18 protein-coding genes, 1 tRNA gene and 1 other annotated feature are annotated in these 19,573 nt (G+C 45.2%); of the genes, 8 read left to right on the top strand and 11 right to left on the bottom strand.

Features of this window, described 5'->3' with window-relative positions:
- Nucleotides 1–129 precede the first annotated feature (129 nt).
- The 7 genes from trpA to MTF70_RS00065 form a co-directional block, all read right to left on the bottom strand.
- Nucleotides 130–936 (bottom strand): tryptophan synthase subunit alpha, encoded by an 807-nt coding sequence (gene trpA / locus MTF70_RS00095; protein WP_025767264.1) that lies wholly within the window; start codon nt 934–936, stop codon nt 130–132.
- Entirely contained in the window at nt 936–2,126 is a 1,191-nt protein-coding gene (gene trpB, locus MTF70_RS00090; protein WP_005445041.1) for a tryptophan synthase subunit beta, read from the bottom strand. Before trpB ends, trpA begins: the two co-directional genes overlap by 1 nt.
- Before the next feature lie 64 nt (nt 2,127–2,190).
- Nucleotides 2,191–3,630 (bottom strand): bifunctional indole-3-glycerol-phosphate synthase TrpC/phosphoribosylanthranilate isomerase TrpF, encoded by a 1,440-nt coding sequence (trpCF, locus tag MTF70_RS00085; protein ID WP_054866146.1) that lies wholly within the window; start codon nt 3,628–3,630, stop codon nt 2,191–2,193.
- 13 nt (nt 3,631–3,643) lie between these two features.
- Entirely contained in the window at nt 3,644–4,654 is a 1,011-nt protein-coding gene (gene trpD / locus MTF70_RS00080) for an anthranilate phosphoribosyltransferase (RefSeq protein ID WP_017635721.1), read from the bottom strand.
- A 37-nt stretch (nt 4,655–4,691) separates the two neighbouring features.
- The gene (locus tag MTF70_RS00075) at nt 4,692–5,300 is read right to left on the bottom strand and encodes an aminodeoxychorismate/anthranilate synthase component II (RefSeq protein ID WP_005434961.1); all 609 of its coding nucleotides are present in this window, start codon (nt 5,298–5,300) and stop codon (nt 4,692–4,694) included.
- Nucleotides 5,301–5,316: 16 nt separating this feature from the next.
- Nucleotides 5,317–6,882: an anthranilate synthase component 1 gene (locus MTF70_RS00070; protein WP_054866145.1), complete on the bottom strand. Its 1,566-nt coding sequence runs from the start codon at nt 6,880–6,882 to the stop codon at nt 5,317–5,319.
- Nucleotides 6,883–7,008: 126 nt separating this feature from the next.
- Nucleotides 7,009–7,112, bottom strand: a sequence feature (Trp leader region).
- Nucleotides 7,059–7,184, bottom strand: a complete 126-nt coding sequence (locus tag MTF70_RS00065; protein WP_005376787.1) for a trp operon leader peptide — start codon at nt 7,182–7,184, stop codon at nt 7,059–7,061. It overlaps the preceding feature by 54 nt.
- Nucleotides 7,185–7,279: 95 nt before the next feature.
- Between MTF70_RS00065 and MTF70_RS00060 the strand changes: the two genes are divergently transcribed.
- Together MTF70_RS00060 and MTF70_RS00055 are read left to right on the top strand one after the other, a co-directional pair.
- Nucleotides 7,280–8,137 carry a PHP domain-containing protein gene (locus MTF70_RS00060; RefSeq protein WP_005386777.1) on the top strand — a complete coding sequence of 286 codons (858 nt, stop codon included), beginning with the start codon at nt 7,280–7,282 and terminating at the stop codon, nt 8,135–8,137.
- Between the two features lie 59 nt (nt 8,138–8,196).
- The gene (locus MTF70_RS00055; protein ID WP_005376791.1) at nt 8,197–8,817 is read left to right on the top strand and encodes an L-threonylcarbamoyladenylate synthase; all 621 of its coding nucleotides are present in this window, start codon (nt 8,197–8,199) and stop codon (nt 8,815–8,817) included.
- Nucleotides 8,818–8,910: 93 nt separating this feature from the next.
- On the opposite strand, the gene MTF70_RS00050 is transcribed toward MTF70_RS00055, so the two are convergent.
- Entirely contained in the window at nt 8,911–9,621 is a 711-nt protein-coding gene (locus tag MTF70_RS00050) for a calcium-binding protein (RefSeq protein ID WP_005376796.1), read from the bottom strand.
- 565 nt (nt 9,622–10,186) lie between these two features.
- Here MTF70_RS00050 and rluB point away from each other — a divergent pair.
- Nucleotides 10,187–11,125: a 23S rRNA pseudouridine(2605) synthase RluB gene (gene rluB / locus MTF70_RS00045; protein WP_005376798.1), complete on the top strand. Its 939-nt coding sequence runs from the start codon at nt 10,187–10,189 to the stop codon at nt 11,123–11,125.
- Between the two features lie 187 nt (nt 11,126–11,312).
- Here the strand turns inward: rluB and MTF70_RS00040 are convergent, their stop codons facing one another.
- Complete coding sequence (locus MTF70_RS00040) at nt 11,313–11,633, bottom strand: HI1450 family dsDNA-mimic protein (protein ID WP_005376800.1); 321 nt, start codon at nt 11,631–11,633, stop codon at nt 11,313–11,315.
- A gap of 2 nt (nt 11,634–11,635) precedes the next feature.
- Nucleotides 11,636–12,202: an elongation factor P-like protein YeiP gene (gene yeiP / locus MTF70_RS00035; protein WP_005376801.1), complete on the bottom strand. Its 567-nt coding sequence runs from the start codon at nt 12,200–12,202 to the stop codon at nt 11,636–11,638.
- A 194-nt stretch (nt 12,203–12,396) separates the two neighbouring features.
- Between yeiP and MTF70_RS00030 the strand changes: the two genes are divergently transcribed.
- Nucleotides 12,397–13,164 carry a nucleotidyltransferase domain-containing protein gene (locus MTF70_RS00030; protein WP_205461178.1) on the top strand — a complete coding sequence of 256 codons (768 nt, stop codon included), beginning with the start codon at nt 12,397–12,399 and terminating at the stop codon, nt 13,162–13,164.
- Here MTF70_RS00030 and MTF70_RS00025 read toward each other — a convergent pair.
- The gene (locus MTF70_RS00025; RefSeq protein ID WP_158159704.1) at nt 13,161–15,524 is read right to left on the bottom strand and encodes a DNA polymerase II; all 2,364 of its coding nucleotides are present in this window, start codon (nt 15,522–15,524) and stop codon (nt 13,161–13,163) included. The two genes, MTF70_RS00030 and MTF70_RS00025, sit on opposite strands and share 4 nt — an antisense overlap.
- Before the next feature lie 427 nt (nt 15,525–15,951).
- Here MTF70_RS00025 and uvrY point away from each other — a divergent pair, with 427 nt between their 5' ends.
- The 4 genes from uvrY (at nt 15,952) to MTF70_RS00005 (ending at nt 19,571) form a co-directional block, all read left to right on the top strand.
- Nucleotides 15,952–16,596, top strand: a complete 645-nt coding sequence (gene uvrY / locus MTF70_RS00020) for a UvrY/SirA/GacA family response regulator transcription factor (RefSeq protein WP_005386783.1) — start codon at nt 15,952–15,954, stop codon at nt 16,594–16,596.
- A 1-nt stretch (nt 16,597) separates the two neighbouring features.
- Nucleotides 16,598–18,430, top strand: coding sequence for an excinuclease ABC subunit UvrC (uvrC, locus tag MTF70_RS00015; RefSeq protein ID WP_080773718.1), 1,833 nt, complete (start codon nt 16,598–16,600; stop codon nt 18,428–18,430).
- A 46-nt stretch (nt 18,431–18,476) separates the two neighbouring features.
- Nucleotides 18,477–19,034 carry a CDP-diacylglycerol--glycerol-3-phosphate 3-phosphatidyltransferase gene (gene pgsA / locus MTF70_RS00010; RefSeq protein WP_005394805.1) on the top strand — a complete coding sequence of 186 codons (558 nt, stop codon included), beginning with the start codon at nt 18,477–18,479 and terminating at the stop codon, nt 19,032–19,034.
- A 463-nt stretch (nt 19,035–19,497) separates the two neighbouring features.
- Nucleotides 19,498–19,571, top strand: a tRNA-Cys gene (locus tag MTF70_RS00005).
- Nucleotides 19,572–19,573 lie beyond the last annotated feature (2 nt).

Raw genomic sequence — 19,573 nt, 5'->3', positions numbered from 1 at the left:
GCTCTGCTTGAGATAGATTTGGAAAGTGCGGGCGTTGAACAAAAAATGACGTGGTATAAACGCGATAGTAAGAAAACGCCCCCTAAACATAATGTTAAGCGGGCGTTGTTGTGTCATATCAAACTGAAATTATTTTTGAGTGGCAGCTTTCATTGCAGAAACGAATTCACCTAGCTTGTCGAGCATAATTTGTGGCTGCTCAACGTTCGCTTCAATGATCTTCACGACAGCCGAACCGGAGATAGCACCCGCCGCACCAGATTCTAGTGCTTGTTTCACCTGTGCTGGCTCTGAGATGCCAAAACCAAGTAGCGCTGGTGGCGCATCAAATTGGTTCAGTCTATCGAGCATATGACCTACAGGCATGTTTGCTTTGGTTTCTGCGCCAGTAACACCTGCACGAGAGAGTAGGTAAGTGTAGCCGCCACCTAACTCTGATACTTGCTTCAGTGTTTCATCACTTGCCGTTGGTGGTGCGATGAAGATTGGGTGAATACCAAACTTTTCTGCAGCAGCAACAAATTCGGCACTTTCATTAGTTGGTACATCTGCAATCAAAACAGAATCGATGCCTGCTTTTGCACAACGCTCATAGAAGTTCTCGATACCACGGGAGTATACAAGGTTCGCGTACATCAGAAGACCAATCGGCAGTTCTGGGTACTTAGCTCGGATCTTACCAATTTGCTCGAAGCAGATATCTGGTGTTGCGCCTGAGTCTAACGCGCGAATGTTAGCGCCTTGGATGGTTGGGCCATCGGCTAGCGGATCTGAGAATGGAATACCAAGTTCAAGGGCATCTGCGCCAGACTCAACCAGTGTTTCCATGATTTTGTAAGACTGCTCTGCGTTTGGATCGCAAACCGTTACGAACGGTACAAACGCGCCTTGGTTCTTTTCGTTTAGGCGCTCAAACATCTTTTCATAACGGCTCATTAGATCGCTCCTTTTTCTTCTAGGATGGCATGCACAGTGAAGATATCTTTATCACCACGACCAGATAGGTTAACAACCAACAATTGCTCTTTTTCTGGGTTCTCACGAGCCATACGCAGTGCATGAGCCAGTGCGTGAGAAGATTCTAGAGCAGGGATGATACCTTCGTGACGCGCAATCTCTTGGAATGCTTCTAGCGCCTCATCATCTGTTACGTTGTCGTATTCAGCACGGCCGATTGCATTTAGGTGGGCGTGTTGTGGACCAACTGAAGGGAAATCAAGACCAGCAGATACTGAGTAAGACTCTTCAACTTGGCCGTTAGGATCTTGCATCAATGGCGCTTTCATACCGAAGAAGATGCCTGTTTTACCATGCTTAAGTGGTGCACCGTGCTGGTCAGTATCGATACCTTTACCTGCTGGCTCAACACCAATTAGGCGAACACTTTCTTCTTCGATGAAGTCAGCAAACATACCGATAGCGTTTGAACCACCGCCCACACACGCGATAACTGCGTCAGGAAGACGACCTTCACGTGCCAAAATCTGATTCTTCGTTTCTTCACCAATCATGCGTTGGAAATCGCGCACGATGGTTGGGAATGGGTGAGGGCCTGCCGCTGTACCTAATAGGTAGTGCGCGTCTTCATAAGTTGCAGACCAGTCGCGTAGCGCTTCGTTACACGCGTCTTTAAGTGTTGCTGAACCCGAGTGGACAGGAATAACTTCTGCGCCCATAAGCTTCATACGGAATACGTTCGGGCTTTGACGTTCAACGTCTTTTGCACCCATGTACACGCGACACTTAAGGCCAAGTAGTGCACACGCTAGTGCGGTTGCAACACCGTGTTGGCCTGCGCCTGTTTCAGCGATGATTTCGTTTTTACCCATGCGTTTCGCAAGCAGTGCTTGACCTAACACTTGGTTGGTCTTGTGCGCGCCACCGTGAAGTAGGTCTTCACGTTTTAGGTACAGTTTGGTTTTCGTACCTTTGGTTAGGTTACGAGTTAGAGTCAAAGCCGTTGGACGGCCCGCATACTCTTGAAGAAGCGTCATGAATTCGCTGCGGAATTCTGGATCTTCTTGCGCGTCGATAAACGCTTGCTCTAGTTGCTCCAGTGCTGGAACTAGAATTTGCGGAACGTACTGACCGCCGTATTCGCCAAAGTAGGCATTCAGTTTTGCCATCGTTATATTCCTTCTCGTATTTTTCGCTACGAATAGCTTTAAATTTTTTAGCTGATATCCAGCTTTAGTAGTTGCGAATAGCAGTGAATGCCGCGAGCAACTTCTGTGAATCTTTTATGCCTGGTGCGCTTTCTACACCAGAGTTTAAATCTAATCCCAAGCAACCTAGTGTCGCTGCTTGTTGAGCATTTTCTGGCGACAGTCCGCCCGCTAGCATAATTTGACTTGGGTCGCCGATCAGTGACCAGTCGAAAACTTGACCAGTTCCGCCGGTTTGAGTGCCAACTTGTGCATCTAATAGGTGACGGTCAATGTTTTCTGCAAGTAGTTCTGGCTTGGCATCAGTCACGCCGTAAGCTTTCCAAATTTCTACCGTTGCTGGCAGTTCGGCTTTGAGTTGGTTTACGTAAGCTTGGTCTTCTTGACCGTGCAGTTGCACCGCTTTTAAACCCAAAGAGGTCACGACAGAAGCAACAAAATCGATATCGTGATTTTGGAAAACGCCCACGTAGTTCAGTGGAGCACCGCTCATGGTTAGGCGAGCACCTTCAAGGTCAACCGCACGCTTCGACTTCTCGACAAAAATCAGGCCACCAAATACCGCGCCAGCTTGATATGCTTTTGCTGCGTCATCTGGATGCGTTAAGCCACACACTTTGTTTTCGCCTAAGGTCACTTTACGTACAGCAAGTTCCAAGTTGTCTTCTGCCATCAGTGAACTACCAATCAAGAAGCCGTCTGCGTATTCCGCTAAATCACGAACTTGTTGATGCGTATAAATGCCAGATTCTGAGATTACTGTTGCGTTAGGAGCCAGTTCGCGAATTGTCGGTGCCAGTTCTTTAGTACGATTCAAATCAGTACTTAGGTCGCGAAGGTTACGGTTATTAATGCCGATAACGCGTGCGCCTAGCTTAACTGCACGATGAAGCTCTTCTTCGTTGCTGACTTCGGTCAAGATACCCATGTTCAGGCTGTGCGCCGCTTCCTCTAGCGCTTTGTACTCTTCGTCATTAAGGACAGAAAGCATCAGTAGCACGGCATCAGCACTGTAATGACGTGCTAGGTAAACTTGGTAGGTATCTACCATGAAGTCTTTGCACAGAACCGGTTGTTTGACTTGACCGCGCACTTGAGGAAGAAAGTCAAAGTTACCTTGGAAGTACTTTTCGTCTGTTAGGACTGAAATTGCATCTGCGTGGTTGTTGTAAACCGACGCAATGTAATCCAAGTCGAAGTGATCACGAATCAAACCTTTAGAAGGAGATGCCTTCTTACATTCTGTGATGAATGCCGTCTTTTCGCCACTCAGAGCATCGTAGAAGCTGCGGTCCGATGGCAGCAAATCAGACTGAAATGTGCTTAGCGGTTGAGACATCTTACGGTCTGCTACCCACTGATATTTGTCGCGGACAATTTTCGCCAGTACTTCTGCCATTTCTGCTTCTTTCTTAGAAACGTGTTCAGACAGGTTGTCAGCTTGCTGAGTGTTGAAGTCAGTCATCTTCTTCAATTCCTTAAGCGTGTGCGGCAAGTTGTTGTACCAATTGGTACGCCTTGCCTGAATTCATTGCCTCAATCGCTTGTTGCGTGTTGGCTTTTAAATCTTCGTGGCCGAATAGACGCATTAGCAGAGCAACGTTTACTGCCACTGCGCCCAATTGTGCGTCTGTCCCTTTACCCGTCAGAATATTGGTAATGATCGCTTTGTTTTCTTCAGGATCGCCACCTTTGATTGCTTCTAGTGGGTGCGCTTCTAGACCGAAGTCTGCAGGCGTTAATTTGTATTCTGTGATCTTACCGTCTTTGATTTCGGCAACGGTTGTTTCACCGTGAATTGCTACTTCGTCCAAACCACTGCCGTGTACTACAGCGGCGCGCTTCATACCCATTTGTAGCATGGTTTCTGCGATAGGACGAACCAGTTCTTCACTGTAAACGCCCATCAATTCGATGTTAGGACGAGCAGGGTTAATCAGTGGGCCAAGAATGTTAAAGATGGTGCGTGTTTTCATGGTTTGACGCACTGGCATCGCATGGCGCACACCACCGTGGTATTGAGGTGCAAATAGGAAAGCAACACCGATATCGTCTACCGCTTTGCGCGTATCTTCTGCGCTCATAGCTAGGTTGATACCAAATGAATCAAGAAGGTCAGAAGACCCCGATTTGCTTGAAACGCTGCGGTTACCGTGTTTCGCTACTTTTAGACCACATGCTGCAGCAACAAACGCCGCAGTGGTTGAAATGTTGATGGTGTTGTGACCGTCGCCGCCAGTACCTACGATATCCGCGAAATCATAATCTGGACGAGGGAATGGGTTTGCGTTTGCCAGCAGTGCTTTTGCCGCGCCTGCAATTTCGTCTGGCGTTTCGCCTTTGATTTTTAGTGCAGTCAGCGCTGACGCCATCAAAATTGGATCTAGTTCACCACGGATAATGATGTCGAATAGCTGTTGGCTCTCTTCCTGAGTAAGCGATTCTTGCTCGTACAGTTTGGTAATAATAGGGTTGATGATTGCTTCCATATTTCCTCTCATAAATTTCTTATGTGCCAAGTGCTTTTTAAGCAGTGAGTGGGTTCGCTGAAGTTTGTTCTTCAAGTGCCCATTCAATGGCATTGGCCAACAGTGTTGCTCCGTAGGTCGTCATAATAGATTCCGGGTGGAATTGGAACCCGCAAACTTTATCTTCTTCATGTACAACAGACATTACCAAGTCATCCACTTCTGCTGTGATGGTTAGGCTCTCAGGAACCTTGGTCGCAACCAGCGAATGGTAACGTGCAATTGCAAGTGGTGATGGTAGGTTTTGGTAAATCGCATGGTTTTGGTGCTCCATCATAGAGACCTTACCGTGAATGATTTCGCCCGCGCCAGCAACGGTGCCACCGTACGCTTCAACAATCGCTTGGTGACCAAGACAAATGCCGATCATCGGCACTTTGCCTTTCATGCGTTGGATAAGCTCAGGCATTGAGCCTGCTTCTGAAGGAGCACCAGGGCCTGGCGATAGCAGAACCACTGGGTTTTCAAGCTCGTTTACCGCTTGTTCGATGGTTTCTGCTGGGATGTTGTTTCGGTAAATCTTGACCGAGTGACCTAACGAGCGGAACTGATCCACAAGGTTGTAGGTGAACGAGTCAAAGTTATCGATAAAAATGATATTAGCCATCTCTGAACCCTATTCCTTATTGTGACTTATGCGCTGCTTGGATAGCAGAGATTACCGCTTGTGCTTTGCCGCGCGTTTCGTCTGCTTCCGCTTGCGGATCAGAGTCGAACACCACGCCAGCACCAGCTTGAACTTGAGCAATGCCGTTCTCAACGTACGCTGAGCGGATCACGATACAGGTGTCGAGTGTGCCTTCACCAGTGAGGTAGCCAACAGCGCCGCCGTAGCTACCGCGTCGTGCGCCTTCTACATCGCGAATCAACTGCATGGCACGAATCTTAGGTGCGCCGGTGAGCGTACCCATGTTCATACATGCTTGATATGCGTGCAGCGCGTCTAGGTCTTCACGCAGTTGACCAACCACACGAGACACCAAGTGCATTACGTGGCTGTAGCGGTCGACTTTTAGAAGGTCTGCTACGTGGCGAGTACCAGCTTGAGCAATACGAGCGACGTCGTTACGTGCCAAGTCAACCAACATCATGTGTTCTGCGTTTTCTTTCATGTCGGTGCGCAGTTCAAGTTCGATGCGGCTGTCTAGGTCGAAATCAATCTCGCCGTTAGGGCGCTTACCGCGGCGACGAGTGCCTGCGATTGGGTAGATTTCAATTTGGTTGGTATCGGTTTCATACTTAAGCGCGCTTTCTGGTGATGCGCCAAACAGAGTGAACAGCTCATCTTGCATGTAGAACATGTAAGGGCTTGGGTTACTTTGTTTCAGTTCTTTATAAGCAGCCAGTGGAGAAGGACAAGGTAGAGTGAATCTACGAGACGGTACAACTTGGAATACATCGCCTTTCACTACGAACTCTTTTAAGTCGCGAACGGTTTGGCAGAAGTCTGCATCAGACACGCTAGGTTCTACCGTTACATCTGTTATTTGCTCTGCACTCGGCAACAGTTTTGGCGCTGCACATTGGGCGCTAATTTCTGCAATACGAGTCTCTAACGCTGTTTTCTCTGAACCATCAACAAACAACGTCGCTTGAAGCTGGCAAGATTCCGTTTGATGGTCGACAACAAGTAGTGTTTCCGCGACGTAGAAAACGTAATCTGGACACTGATTTGTTGCTTCGGCATTACCAAGCGGCTCAAAGTTTGCGACTAAGTCGTAGGCAAACAGACCACCAAGGAAAATTGCGTGTTTGTCTTGCTGTGAAATATCAAAACTATGCTGAACCAAACGCAGCGCATCGAAAGAAGAGGCTTCACGTAGGCGAGAGTCTTCATCTAACGTGTCGCATGGCTGGTTAAACCGCAAAGTTAGCGTTTCGCCATCGAACTTGCTCTCAACGTCACCACGGATGTTCTGGTTTAGGTGAGACAGTAGGTTTTTACCGTTATTGGTCAAGGCGTGCATGCTAACGGTATGGCCGAAGCAAACAATGCGAACCGCTGAATCTACGATCAGCAGGGATTTTAAATTTTGCTTTGAATCGATCTCAGCAGATTCCAGCAATAGGCTGTCAGTTTTGTTCTCACATAGTGTGTGGAACAAGCGAGTCGGGTCTTGAGTATAAGGGACGGAAGCCGTTAGCACTTCAAGCTGTCCAAGTTTCTTAATTTCAATGGCCTTGTTCACAAGACCTCCTTGTAGCTGTTTAAATCTTCCTGCCGTACATAGTCGCATAAAGCAAACGTTCTCCCAATCTAGAGTTGGCTATATTCGATTAATGTTTAGGCAGTTGAATGTGAAATGAGCAACAAAACAAAAAAGCCCGCTTAAGTAGCGGGCTTTACAACGTTTGGTTCTATAAACTAGAAGTATACGTTTGCCCACCAAGAACTAGTCCAAGTGCGCCACCAAGCAAGATCTGATGAGTTTGCCTTATTAAGACAAACCGCAACTTTCGCTTTTTGGTTTTGGTTAAATTCTTGTAACATGGTGAACCTTAAATTACGTACTTTGTATTTGTGTACTAGTTAACTAGTGCGAGAGTAAAAAGTCAACCCCAAAACGGCATTAAAACGATAAAAATATGAGAATTGATTTACATAGTCACACCACTGCATCGGACGGTCGGTTAGAGCCTAAAGATTTAGTGGAAAGGGCGCTGAGTTTTGATATCGAGGTTTTGGCGATCACTGATCACGATACGGTTGACGGTTTGGCGTTAGCTAAGCAATACGTTCAAGATAATAATTTGCCGATAAAAATCATCAATGGCATTGAGATATCGACCGTCTGGCAAAACAAAGACATTCATATTGTCGGCCTGAATATCGATCCGGAAAATGAACAATTATCTGCCCTCATAGAACAGCAGAAGCAGCATCGCATAACACGATCTGAGTTAATTGCAGAGCGACTACAAAAAGCAACTCGAGTAGGTGTGCTTGAAGAGGTAAGGCAAATCGCCGGTGATGCTCCAGTGACAAGAGCGCATTTCGCGAAATGGTTGGTAGATAATGGTTACGCAAAAACCATGCAAATGGTGTTTAAAAAATACCTAACGCGTAATAACCCAGGTTATGTACCACCGAATTGGTGTTCGATGAAGGATGCGGTTGATGCTATCCATGCGGCTGGTGGAATGGCGGTATTAGCGCATCCTGGTAGATATAAGTTGACAGCGAAGTGGATTAAGCGTCTTCTAGCAGCGTTTGTCGAAGCGGGTGGTGATGCGATGGAAGTTGCACAGCCACAGCAAGCGCAACAAGAAAGGCGCAACTTGGCTGATTATGCTATACAATACAAACTATTAGCCTCTCAAGGCAGTGATTTTCACTACCCATCACCGTGGATGGAGCTAGGAAGGAACCTATGGTTGCCTGCTGGCGTCGAACCAGTTTGGAAAGATTGGGGAATAGATCCTTCGTTGAATAATACTCAGTAATACGAAGTCGAGAACCCATAAAAATATAGAGCCGAGAGGCTCGATAATGAGGAATTACAATGAGCCAGTTTTTTTACGTTCACCCAGAAAACCCACAGGCTCGCTTGATTAATCAAGCAGTAGCAATCATTCGTAACGGCGGCGTTGTGGTTTACCCTACTGATTCAGGGTACGCACTTGGCTGTCAGTTGGAGAACAAACAGGCACTGGAACGAATCTGTCAGATTCGTCGTCTGGATGATAAGCATAACTTTACTTTACTGTGTCGTGATTTGTCGGAGCTTTCTCTCTATGCGCGAGTGGATAACTCTGCATTCCGACTGTTGAAAAATAACACACCAGGTCCTTACACCTTCATCTTCAAAGGCACAAAAGAGGTGCCGCGTCGTTTGATGAATGCAAAACGTAAGACCATCGGTATCCGTGTTCCAGACAATCAAATTGCCTTGGACTTGTTGGAAGCATTAGGTGAGCCGATGATGTCTACGTCGTTGATTCTACCTGGCAGTGACGTAACAGAATCTGATCCAGAGGATATTCGCGATAAACTAGAACATGCGGTTGATGTGATTCTTAATGGCGGTTACCTAGGTGAACAACCTACGACTGTAATTGACTTTAGCGAAGGTGAACCTGTTGTGGTTCGTTTGGGATCTGGTGACCCTGCACCATTCGAATAGTAGACGCACACCACCGTCAAACAAAATAGGAGGCATCGCGCCTCCTATTTTTGTTATCATATCGAATATCTCATTGAACTTAACTGATTGAGGTTAAGCGAAATCGAAAATGTCGATACCATTTTGTTCTGCATAGTTGATGTATGCAGAGCTCACACCGTTTAGTGTCACTTCAACATTGTATTCATCACTTGAGAATACTGCCCAGCCACATTCATTGTAAGATAAAGTCAGATCATCCGCTGAATCCAAGAACGTATCTCGAATGCCATCGTTATCAGTGTCTCGGCCCATATCAAAGACAAGTTTGTCATGGAAAATATTAAAATCGACAATGTCGGCTTTAACATCAATATCGTTGGAAGACACTGGCTGATCAGGTACACCAATAGCCAGGCGGTTTGTAAGCACGAAGGTGTCGTCTCCACAGCCACCGCTCAGTACTGATTCACCATCACCAACAACGAGCGTGTCGTTACCCCAGCCACCACTCAAGTAGTTGTTGCCTGAATAATCAAAAATTGTGTCGTCGCCGCAGCCACCAAAGAGTTTGTCGTTTCCTAATCCGCCGGATAGGAAATCGTTTCCAAAGCCGCCAGAAACAAAGTCGTTACCTCGGCCACCAAGCAAGGTATCATCTCCCCAGCCACCGAAGACAATATCATTACCTCCGTATCCTACAAACTTATCATCACCACAGAAGCCGAAGAAAATATCGGTTGTTTCAGAGCCTTTTGTGCCTGTCATATCGTCATCTTGAGATGTCCCAAAAATCCAATTTAGGTCGAGATTTAGCATAGACATTGTTCTATTCCTTTTTGTCTGATTTATGCCAATCGCCGAGAGTGCAGAGCGAACCTAGAGAGTCAGAGTACACGATAGCATTAGTGTTATTTTTGATGTGAACTAATGACTTAAAGACAATTTTTGTCTTGTTACCCACGACCTTGCTTTGCTATGAGCGCTCATTGTCTGCGGTGATTGGTATTACTTAGCAGCAAACAGGGACGGCTTATTTTTCGTTGCTTTCTAGCAATACGAACAGTAAACACACCCCAAGTGGTTATTGTTGTAACCCTGACAATTTTATCAGGTACCGCGTGGTTAAAGTGGTTCAGGAAGACCGATATTAGTGGGATTCTCGTTGAGCAATGCCTGCTTTAAGTAGTAAAAAAGTTGCAGAATAGGACAAATATTTCGGTCATTTTTGAAGTGAATTTTGGTGTGGAGAATGGCGCCGATTTAGCTTACATTAACTAAGAAAGTTACGTATAATGTCCGACCGAAAAATCCCACTGAAATGGGTAAATAGCAAAATACAGACCAATCCTGGTCTAGACGTCTGTGAAGACGACACATAGGTAGATAAATGAGCGAAAAGTTACAAAAAGTATTAGCACGTGCTGGTCACGGTTCTCGTCGTGAGATTGAATCGTTAATTAAATCTGGTCGCGTTAGCGTGAACGGTGTAGTCGCTAAGCTTGGTGAAAGACTTGAAGACGAGAGCAGCGTAGTTCGTATCGATGGTCACATTGTCTCTGCAAAGATTCAAGAAGAAGTGATTTGTCGTGTACTTGCGTACTACAAACCTGAGGGTGAACTGTGTACTCGTCACGATCCAGAAGGTCGTCGTACTGTTTTTGATCGTCTGCCAAAAATTCGTGGCTCTCGTTGGATTTCAGTTGGTCGTCTGGATGCGAACACTTCTGGTCTTCTACTTTTCACAACGGATGGTGAACTGGCGAACCGCTTAATGCACCCAAGCCGCCAAGTTGAACGTGAATACCTAGTACGTGTGTTCGGTGAAGTAACTGAACAGAAAGTTCGTAATCTAGTAAAAGGTGTTGAACTGGAAGACGGTTTAGCTCGCTTTGAAGATGTTGTTTACGCGGGTGGTGAAGGCATGAACCACACGTTTTACGTTGTTATCAACGAAGGTCGTAACCGCGAAGTTCGTCGACTATGGGAATCGCAAGAGTGTACCGTTAGCCGTCTGAAACGTGTTCGTTACGGCGACATCTTCTTAGACAAGAAACTGCCTCGTGGCGGTTGGATGGAGCTTGACCTGAAAGAAGTAAACTACTTGCGTGAGCTTGTAGAGCTTCGTCCAGAGAAAGAAACCATGCTTGATCTGAACAAAGACAACACGTCACGCAAACGTGAGCGTGCACGCAGCCAAAAAATTCGTCGCGCAGTTAAGCGCCATGAAGAGCGTGTTAACACGCCAAAAGGTCGCAGCAACAACCCTTCTCGTCGTAAGCCGAAGAAGACTGCTGGTGACCAAGGCGCACGCAACAAGCATCGTTAATCGATAGCAAAACATCAGAAAGGCTTGCCAATTCGGCAAGCCTTTTTCTTATCTGTTACATAACAAAAGGGTCTAAAGCCTATATAGAGCAGGGTGCTTTGTATAAACAAATATCTCAGCTAGACGAAAATAACAGATAAAAAAATACCAGCACTAGGCTGGTATCTTTGTTCATGATGAAGAAACGTTAATCGCGTTTCCAAAGCATATGGCAGAACTTATGTTCAGGGTCTCGGCTGATTAGCATACGAGCAAATACGTCATCAAGAACGTCATTTTCCTCATTTACTAGGCCGATACGAACCTCTGCATATACTTCTTTGTCGATCTCGAAGCCAACATGTTCAACCCAGTCATCACCGGTTTCAACAAGTTCTGCGGCACCACGATCTTCAAATTGCGCAGTAAACAGAATCACGTCAGCAGGCTCTAGGTTATCTGGAGCCATCTCAAGGAAAATGTCGTACGCTGCGTCGATGACGTCGTCGTAAGAAATCAAATCAGACATGCTTATGCTCGGCTCATGTATTTACGTTCAGCTGTGTTAATGATAACACGGTCACCAGTTGCAATGTACTCAGGAACCTGGATGACAAGACCTGAAGCGAAGCGTGCTGGCTTAGTGCGAGCAGATGCAGAAGCACCTTTGATTGAAGGGTCAGTTTCTTCAATCACTAGCTCAACAGAAGATGGTAGTTCAATACCCACTGCAGCACCGTTAACAAGGATAATGTGGATACCTTGTGTATCTTCGTTGATGAACAGCATGTCGTCTTCAACTTCATTGTGCTTGAATGTGTATTGTGAGTAGTCTTCGTTATCCATGAAGATGTGCTCATCGCCGTCAGCGTATGAGTACACAACTGCACGTTTGTTCATTTCTACCGTTTCAACAACGTCATCAGACTTGTAACGCTCATCTACACGTGCGCCCGTGTTTAGATCTGTACAACGCATTTTGTAGATTTTAGCGCCGCCACGACCGCCTGGAGTCGTTACTTCGATGTCTTTAACTAGAAGAGTTTTACCATTAGACTCGATTGCGAAGCCTTTTTTGATTTCACTTGCCTTTGGCATTGTATATTCCTATTCATACTTATTAAGCAAAACTCGGTGATTATAGCGCTAAGTTAGCCGCCTAGCATTAAAATTCATTGCAGAAATTTGTTGTTACTCCCATGACTAAACACCTGAATGGACTTGATTCAGTGAGTCGGCTAAGAGAACATATAGCCCAACTTCTTGAACCATCTGAGAACACGTTTTAAGTCATGTCTCTGCCTGTTATCGATCCTAAACAACCATTTCAACCAGAGTTTGCGCCTTTAATTAGGGAAGGCACCGCTTGTCTCAAAGGTGGACTGGGGCAAAACTTACACAGCGTTTATGTATACGGTAGTGTTGCTCGTAAAACAGCGATCGCAGGGAAGTCGAACTTAGACCTGGTTGTCGTTACTCAATCATCCTTTGAGCACAATCGCGCGACTTTGCTCAACACAATTAAGTGGCGTGCGCAGCAGAGTTACCCTCACGTTAATGGTGTATCGGTCCGTACAGCCTTAGTGAGTGAAGTAGCTAATTTAGACAGTATTTTCACTTGGGGCTTTATGCTTAAGCATTGCTGTGTCTGTATTTATGGTGATGATCTAGCAGACTGTTTTGGTGATTACGTCCCAAGTTGGGAAATTGCTAAGCACTGGAATATGGATGTGGCAGATTGGATTACGGTGTATCGCAAAAAAATCGTACAAGCGAAGACGATAGAAGAGCAGGTGGCCGCCCAGCGAGTGATTGCTAAAAAGTTACTAAGAGCGTCATACTCTTTGGTGATGTATCGAGATAAACGTTGGTTTGATGACCCCTTAGAGTGTGGCAAGGTATTCTTAACTTATCATCCTGAAAAGCAGCTTGAGATCGAGCGGCTAGAAATTTTACTTTCTGGCCGGGGGATTCCCAAGCGTTCTGTTATCGGGCTAATTGATGCGTTTGGTGATTGGTTAGTCAAACAGTACCAGAAAACAGAGTTTCGTATCGGCTAAAACAACCCCATTTGTGGCGCTGAAAGCCTGTCAAAGTCCGTCCCAATGAAAGGGAGAATCGCATCCGCAACGGGTTTGAGTTGTTTATCAATGTAATGTTGATAATCAATCGGGCTATTGAGGTACTCATAAGGTTCAGGGCCGTTCACGGTAATAATGTATTCAATTCGCCCTTTGTTTTGATACTGTAATGGGCGGCCAAGCTTGGCATTTATCTCATCGGCTAAACGAGCTGCACGCACTTGTGGCGGGACGTTCTTCTGATACTCATGCAGTTTTCTTCGCAGTCGCTTTTGATACACCAACTGTTCATCAAATTCACCGTTGTTAGTTTTCTCAACCATCTCTCGGACATAGTCGCTTGGATCTTCACCATGGAAAATCATGCTATAGAGTGTATTTTGAAATTTCTGTGCTAACGAGGTCCAGTCAGTACGGGCACTTTCTAACCCTTTAAATACAATCCGTTCTTGCTCTCCTTCACCGATTAAACCCGCATAGCGCTTTTTCGAGCCAGTTTCTGCGCCACGAATCGTTGGCATAAGGAATCTGCGATAATGGGTTTCATACTCGATTTCCAACATAGATGTTAGGTTGTACTCAGAACGCAGGTGTTCTTTCCACCAAGAGTTGATGTAATCAACTAATTGATTTCCAACAGCGTCAGCTTCTACTTGACTGTATGGTCGATTCAACGACACGAATGTGGAATCCGTATCGCCGTAAATCACTTGATATCCTTGCTCCTCAATCAGCACCTTAGTTTGCTTCATGATTTCATGTCCGCGCATGGTAATACTAGAAGCTAACCGAGTATCAAAGAAACGACATCCCGATGAGCCCAGTACGCCATAAAAGGAGTTCATGATGATTTTGATTGCCTGAGAAAAAGCTTTTTCATTGTTCTTCTTTGCCACATCACGTGCTGCCCAAAGCTTTTCAATCATTTCTGGTAAAAAGTGTTTCGTACGATGGAACTGACCACCGCGAAAGCCAGGTACAGCCTGATTTTCTTCTTTTCCAATATCGAGCAATAACCCCTCAACTAAACCCATAGGATCAATCAAGAAAGAGCGAATAATCGATGGATATAGACTCTTAAAATCCAATACTAAAACAGAATCATATAGGTTAGGGATGGAGTCCATCACGTAACCGCCGGGGCTGGCAATCCAATTTTCAGGGTGTAGGTTCGGAGCAACGTAGCCTGCTCGGTGTATCTGAGGCATGTATAGGTTTGTGAATGCTGCAACCGAACCGCCGACACGATCCAGTTCGACACCAGTGAGACGAGAGCGCTCTATTGCAAAGTCGAGCAGGTGAGTGTGATTGAAAATCTTATTCACTAACACGCAGTCTTGTAAATTATATTTAGCCAGCGATGGTTTGTCGGAGCGGTACATACGATTGATCTCATCCATGCGGTCATGAACGTTGTGGATTTCTTTCCCTTCCCCTAAGAGTTCTTGAGATACAGACTCTAATGACCAAGACCGAAAGTGATAAGTCGCCGTTTTTAACGTATCGATACCATCCATCACAACTCGCCCGGGAATGGAGATAAACCCTTGTTGGCTTTGAGATGAACTTCTAAAAAAGCTGGCTTGGTCTGCTCTGCCAAGCATTAGCTTCATGTTGTGCCATTCTGCTCGTTTGTGTAGTAGACGAAAGTCAAAATCAATGACGTTCCAACCGACAATGACATCGGGGTCGAATTGTTTAAACCAAACGATGAGTGCTTCTAGAAGCGCTTTTTCATCCTTAACCCATTGTATCGGTGTCTCCGAAGGTTCTGGTTCTCCGATCATGATAACGCGGGAATCCATGACGCTGTCTAATCCGATTGAGTAAAGAATGCCTTTCTCAGAGCATTCTAGATCTAGCGAGACAACGTTTAACTTCGGCTCATATTGCCCCGAACGGCATTTTGCGCTCTGGACGCGTTGGTAGCCATTGGTGCGAGTCACATTGCCTGTAAACTCGATACTGCCTTTGATAAAACGCTCCATTAGGTAGCGATCGGCGAGGCGAATATCACTTTCATACGTAGTGATATCTTTTTGAGCGAATGTGTCTTTGAGTGCGAGAGCGTCTCTGGTTACATTGGTATAGCAGGCAGCAAGAGGCGTATGTTCAAACGTTTTGAGATCCAAAAGGCGGATGTCGACGAATATGTTTTTTTCTCGTGCGAGTGTCTTTGCTTGCTCTGAGTGTTTCTGAGCGATGAAAAATACTGGCTTCTCACCATTAATAAGTAACTGAGTAGGACCTGCTTCTGTCGAAAGCCACAACTCGATTTGAGTTTGACCTTTGATGTCTCGTGCCTGTCGAGTAAGCAGAAAGCCTTGTTGGATATTCAAATGTGAGAAACCTTAGAAAACTTGAAGAACGTTAGTTTAACACTAAGAACTGTAAAAATAACCAGTAAAGAAAGCGTCTCAAATTTTTGCTGGAATTAGTGATTACAAGTTAGTCTTTGGTGCAAGAGGGACAGTGTCATTTTAAGTTATAGCGTGTTTCTCTGGGCAATATGAAACCTAGTTACTTGATTTATTGTACTTAATGTTGTTAATTGTCTTTTCTTAGATTTCGGTTCTGCTCATCACGCTCTAAAATAATAGAGTGGTTTATGAATAAGTTCTTGCTAAAGTTTGCGTTTCAGCACATATTCATAGAAAGCAATTTTTTGTCGATTACGTTAGTATATAGGCAGTCATACTGATATCCACATTTAACAAATAATGGTTATGTGGGTGCAGAACCAATACAAAGTGTGGAGATACAAGTTTGATAAATGTTTTCCTTGTAGATGATCACGAGCTGGTTCGCACAGGGATACGACGTATTATTGAAGACGTCCGTGGAATGAACGTAGCAGGAGAAGCTGACAGCGGTGAAGATGCAGTAAAATGGTGTCGCAGTAATCATGCTGACGTCGTTTTAATGGACATGAACATGCCAGGAATTGGCGGCTTGGAAGCCACTAAAAAAATTCTTCGCGTGAATCCTGATGTGAAAATCATCGTACTTACCGTTCATACAGAAAACCCGTTTCCAACCAAGGTGATGCAGGCAGGTGCGTCTGGTTATTTAACCAAAGGTGCTGGCCCTGACGAAATGGTGAATGCGATTCGTGTAGTTAATAGTGGGCAGCGTTACATCTCGCCAGAGATTGCGCAGCAGATGGCATTGAGTCAATTTTCTCCAGCCTCTGAGAACCCTTTTAAAGACTTATCCGAGCGTGAATTGCAGATCATGCTTATGATCACCAAAGGCCAAAAGGTAACGGATATTTCTGAGCAACTTAATTTAAGTCCAAAGACAGTCAACAGCTATCGCTACCGACTCTTTAGTAAATTGGACATTAATGGTGACGTTGAGTTAACTCACTTAGCGATTCGCCACGGAATGCTGGACACCGAGACCCTTTAGCGTGAATCCTCCTTTCGATTCGGCTTCCTTTCTCAAGACAGTAACTCATCAGCCCGGCGTTTACAGAATGTACAACGCCGAAGCTGTTGTAATCTACGTAGGTAAAGCCAAAGACCTTAAAAAGCGCCTTTCAAGCTACTTTCGAAAAAAAGTAGACAGTGAGAAAACTCGCGCGCTTGTCAGTAATATCGCCAAAATAGACGTCACGGTGACTCACACTGAGACAGAAGCGCTGATCTTAGAGCATAACTACATCAAGCAGTATTTGCCGAAATACAATGTGTTGCTGCGAGATGATAAGTCTTACCCTTATATCTTTATTAGCGGTCATAAGCACCCACGGCTTTCTATCCACCGTGGCGCCAAGAAGCGCAAAGGTGAATATTTTGGCCCCTACCCAGATTCTGGTGCAGTAAGAGAAACATTGCATTTGCTGCAAAAGATATTTCCTGTGCGCCAGTGTGAAGACACTGTCTATTCTAACCGAACGCGCCCATGTTTGATGTACCAAATTGGTCGCTGTGCAGGACCATGCGTTAATACCATCATTTCTGATGAAGAATATGCAGAGTTGGTTGGCTTTGTGCGAATGTTTTTGCAAGGCAAAGATCAGCAAGTACTCAAACAACTGATCGAGAAAATGGAAGTTGCCAGTCAGCAATTGCGCTTTGAAGATGCCGCTAAATTTCGCGATCAAATCCAAGCGATTAGGCGTGTTCAAGAGCAGCAGTACGTCTCAGAAGACAGCATGGATGATATGGATGTACTCGGGTTTGCTCAGGAGAATGGTATCGCGTGTATCCATATCCTGATGATACGCCAAGGCAAAGTGCTTGGTAGCCGTAGCCATTTTCCGAAAATCCCACAAAATACAAGCCAGCAGGAAGTGTTCGATAGTTTTCTGACTCAATACTATTTGAGCCATAACGAAGCACGTACAATTCCTTCTCGTATTATTTTGAATCAAGAGTTGGCAGAAGATATTGCGCCAATACAGAAAGCGTTAAGTGAAGTGGCAGGGCGTAAGGTTCATTTTCATACGTCGCCAACTGGCTCTCGAGCAAGGTATCTCAAGCTTTCGAACACGAATGCACTAACGGCGATTACCACAAAAATCAATCACAAGATGACGATTAATCAGCGTTTTCATGCGCTTCGCGAAACATTGAAGTTGGAGTCTATAGCTCGAATGGAATGTTTTGATATCTCCCATACGATGGGGGAAAGCACGATTGCGTCATGTGTGGTGTTCAACAACGAAGGCCCCGTAAAGCAAGAGTATCGTCGCTACAACATTACTGGGATTACCGGTGGTGATGATTACGCAGCAATGGGACAAGCGTTGGAGCGCCGTTATTCGAAGCAATTGGACGTAGAGAAAATTCCCGACATCATCTTTATCGATGGCGGTAAAGGTCAGTTAAATCGTGCGCATGACATCATTTCGCAATATTGGGGGGATTGGCCAAAGCGTCCCATCATGATTGGTATTGCAAAAGGCGTTACTCGCAAACCAGGTTTAGAAACGCTGATTACAGTCGATGGGGACGAGTTTCATTTACCAAGCGATGCTCCTGCGCTGCATCTTATTCAACATATTCGTGATGAAAGCCATAACCATGCTATAGCGGGGCACCGTGCTAAGCGAGGTAAAACCAGACGTACGAGTGCACTCGAAGGGATTGAGGGAATCGGCCCTAAACGACGTCAGGCGTTACTCAAGTACATGGGTGGGTTACAAGAACTTAAACGTGCAAGTGTCGAAGAAATCGCCAAAGTACCGGGAATAAGTCACTCTTTAGCAGAAATTATTTTCCAAGCATTGAAACAATAAGGAAAATCGCGCAACATTAAGCCGCAATGTGTAAGAGAATAATAAAATGCGTTTGAATATCCCGAACATTCTGTCTCTTCTTAGACTGTTCCTAATCCCTGTTTTTGTGGTTGTCTTTTATCTACCTTATTCATGGGCACCGTTTGCAGCAGCAATGGTGTTTTGGGTAGCGGGTTTTACTGACTGGCTTGACGGCATGTTGGCCCGTAAACTTGGCCAAACTTCTCGTTTTGGCGCGTTTATTGATCCTGTCGCTGATAAAGTGCTAGTGGCAACGGCATTGATTCTAATCACGGAACATTATCATTCAATTTGGGTGACCATTCCTGCGGTAACGATGATTGCGCGAGAAATCATTATCTCAGCATTGCGAGAATGGATGGCTGAAATCGGTAAGCGAGCGAGTGTTGCGGTATCTTGGGTTGGCAAAGTAAAAACTGTTTCGCAAATGTTCGCCTTATGGGTGTTGATATGGCGTTACGATGAATGGATGGTTTGGCTAGGCTTTGCGGCCTTGTATGTGGCAACTTTCTTGACATATTGGTCAATGATTCAATATTTGGCTGCTGCGAAAGACGATCTGTTGAATGAAGAGCACCATTAAATTCTGATGTTAGAAAGCAGGCTTAATAGCCTGCTTTTTTGTATCTAAGACAATCTACAGCATTTTTTGGCTTCTCTCGCTTTTCAATGCTTGCTAACGGCCATGTTTGCAATTTGTATCTGGGGCTTTTGCTTCGATAGAGTTCTATTTGTGATCTAAGTCTTGTTTTTGTCCTTGGAGAGTCTTAGAGAGGCGAGTCTTCTGATTATTAATACTTCAATGCACGCAACGCACGGCCAGCAGTGTAAGGCGTAGCCAAAGTTTTATGATAAACAAGTGTATTTAAGCGATTTTTAGTATTAAAACTAAGCAATCCATCGTCTTTCGCACAAATTCTAGTCAAACGATTTAAAAAAATAAAAATAGTGTTGACTCGATCGCTCGAATCCGTAGAATGCATCCCGTACCCAAGAGAGCACGGCTCAAAAGGGTTGTGAGAAAGCTTAGCTTTATTCACAAATGAGGCGCCTTGGCAGAGTGGCTATGCAGCGGATTGCAAATCCGTGGACCTCGGTTCGACTCCGGGAGGCGCCTCCATT

It is taken from the genome of Vibrio sp. 2CM40D, from assembly GCF_023161825.1.
Taxonomy (GTDB): domain Bacteria; phylum Pseudomonadota; class Gammaproteobacteria; order Enterobacterales; family Vibrionaceae; genus Vibrio; species Vibrio alginolyticus.
This window is presented reverse-complemented; position numbering and strand designations above follow the sequence as displayed.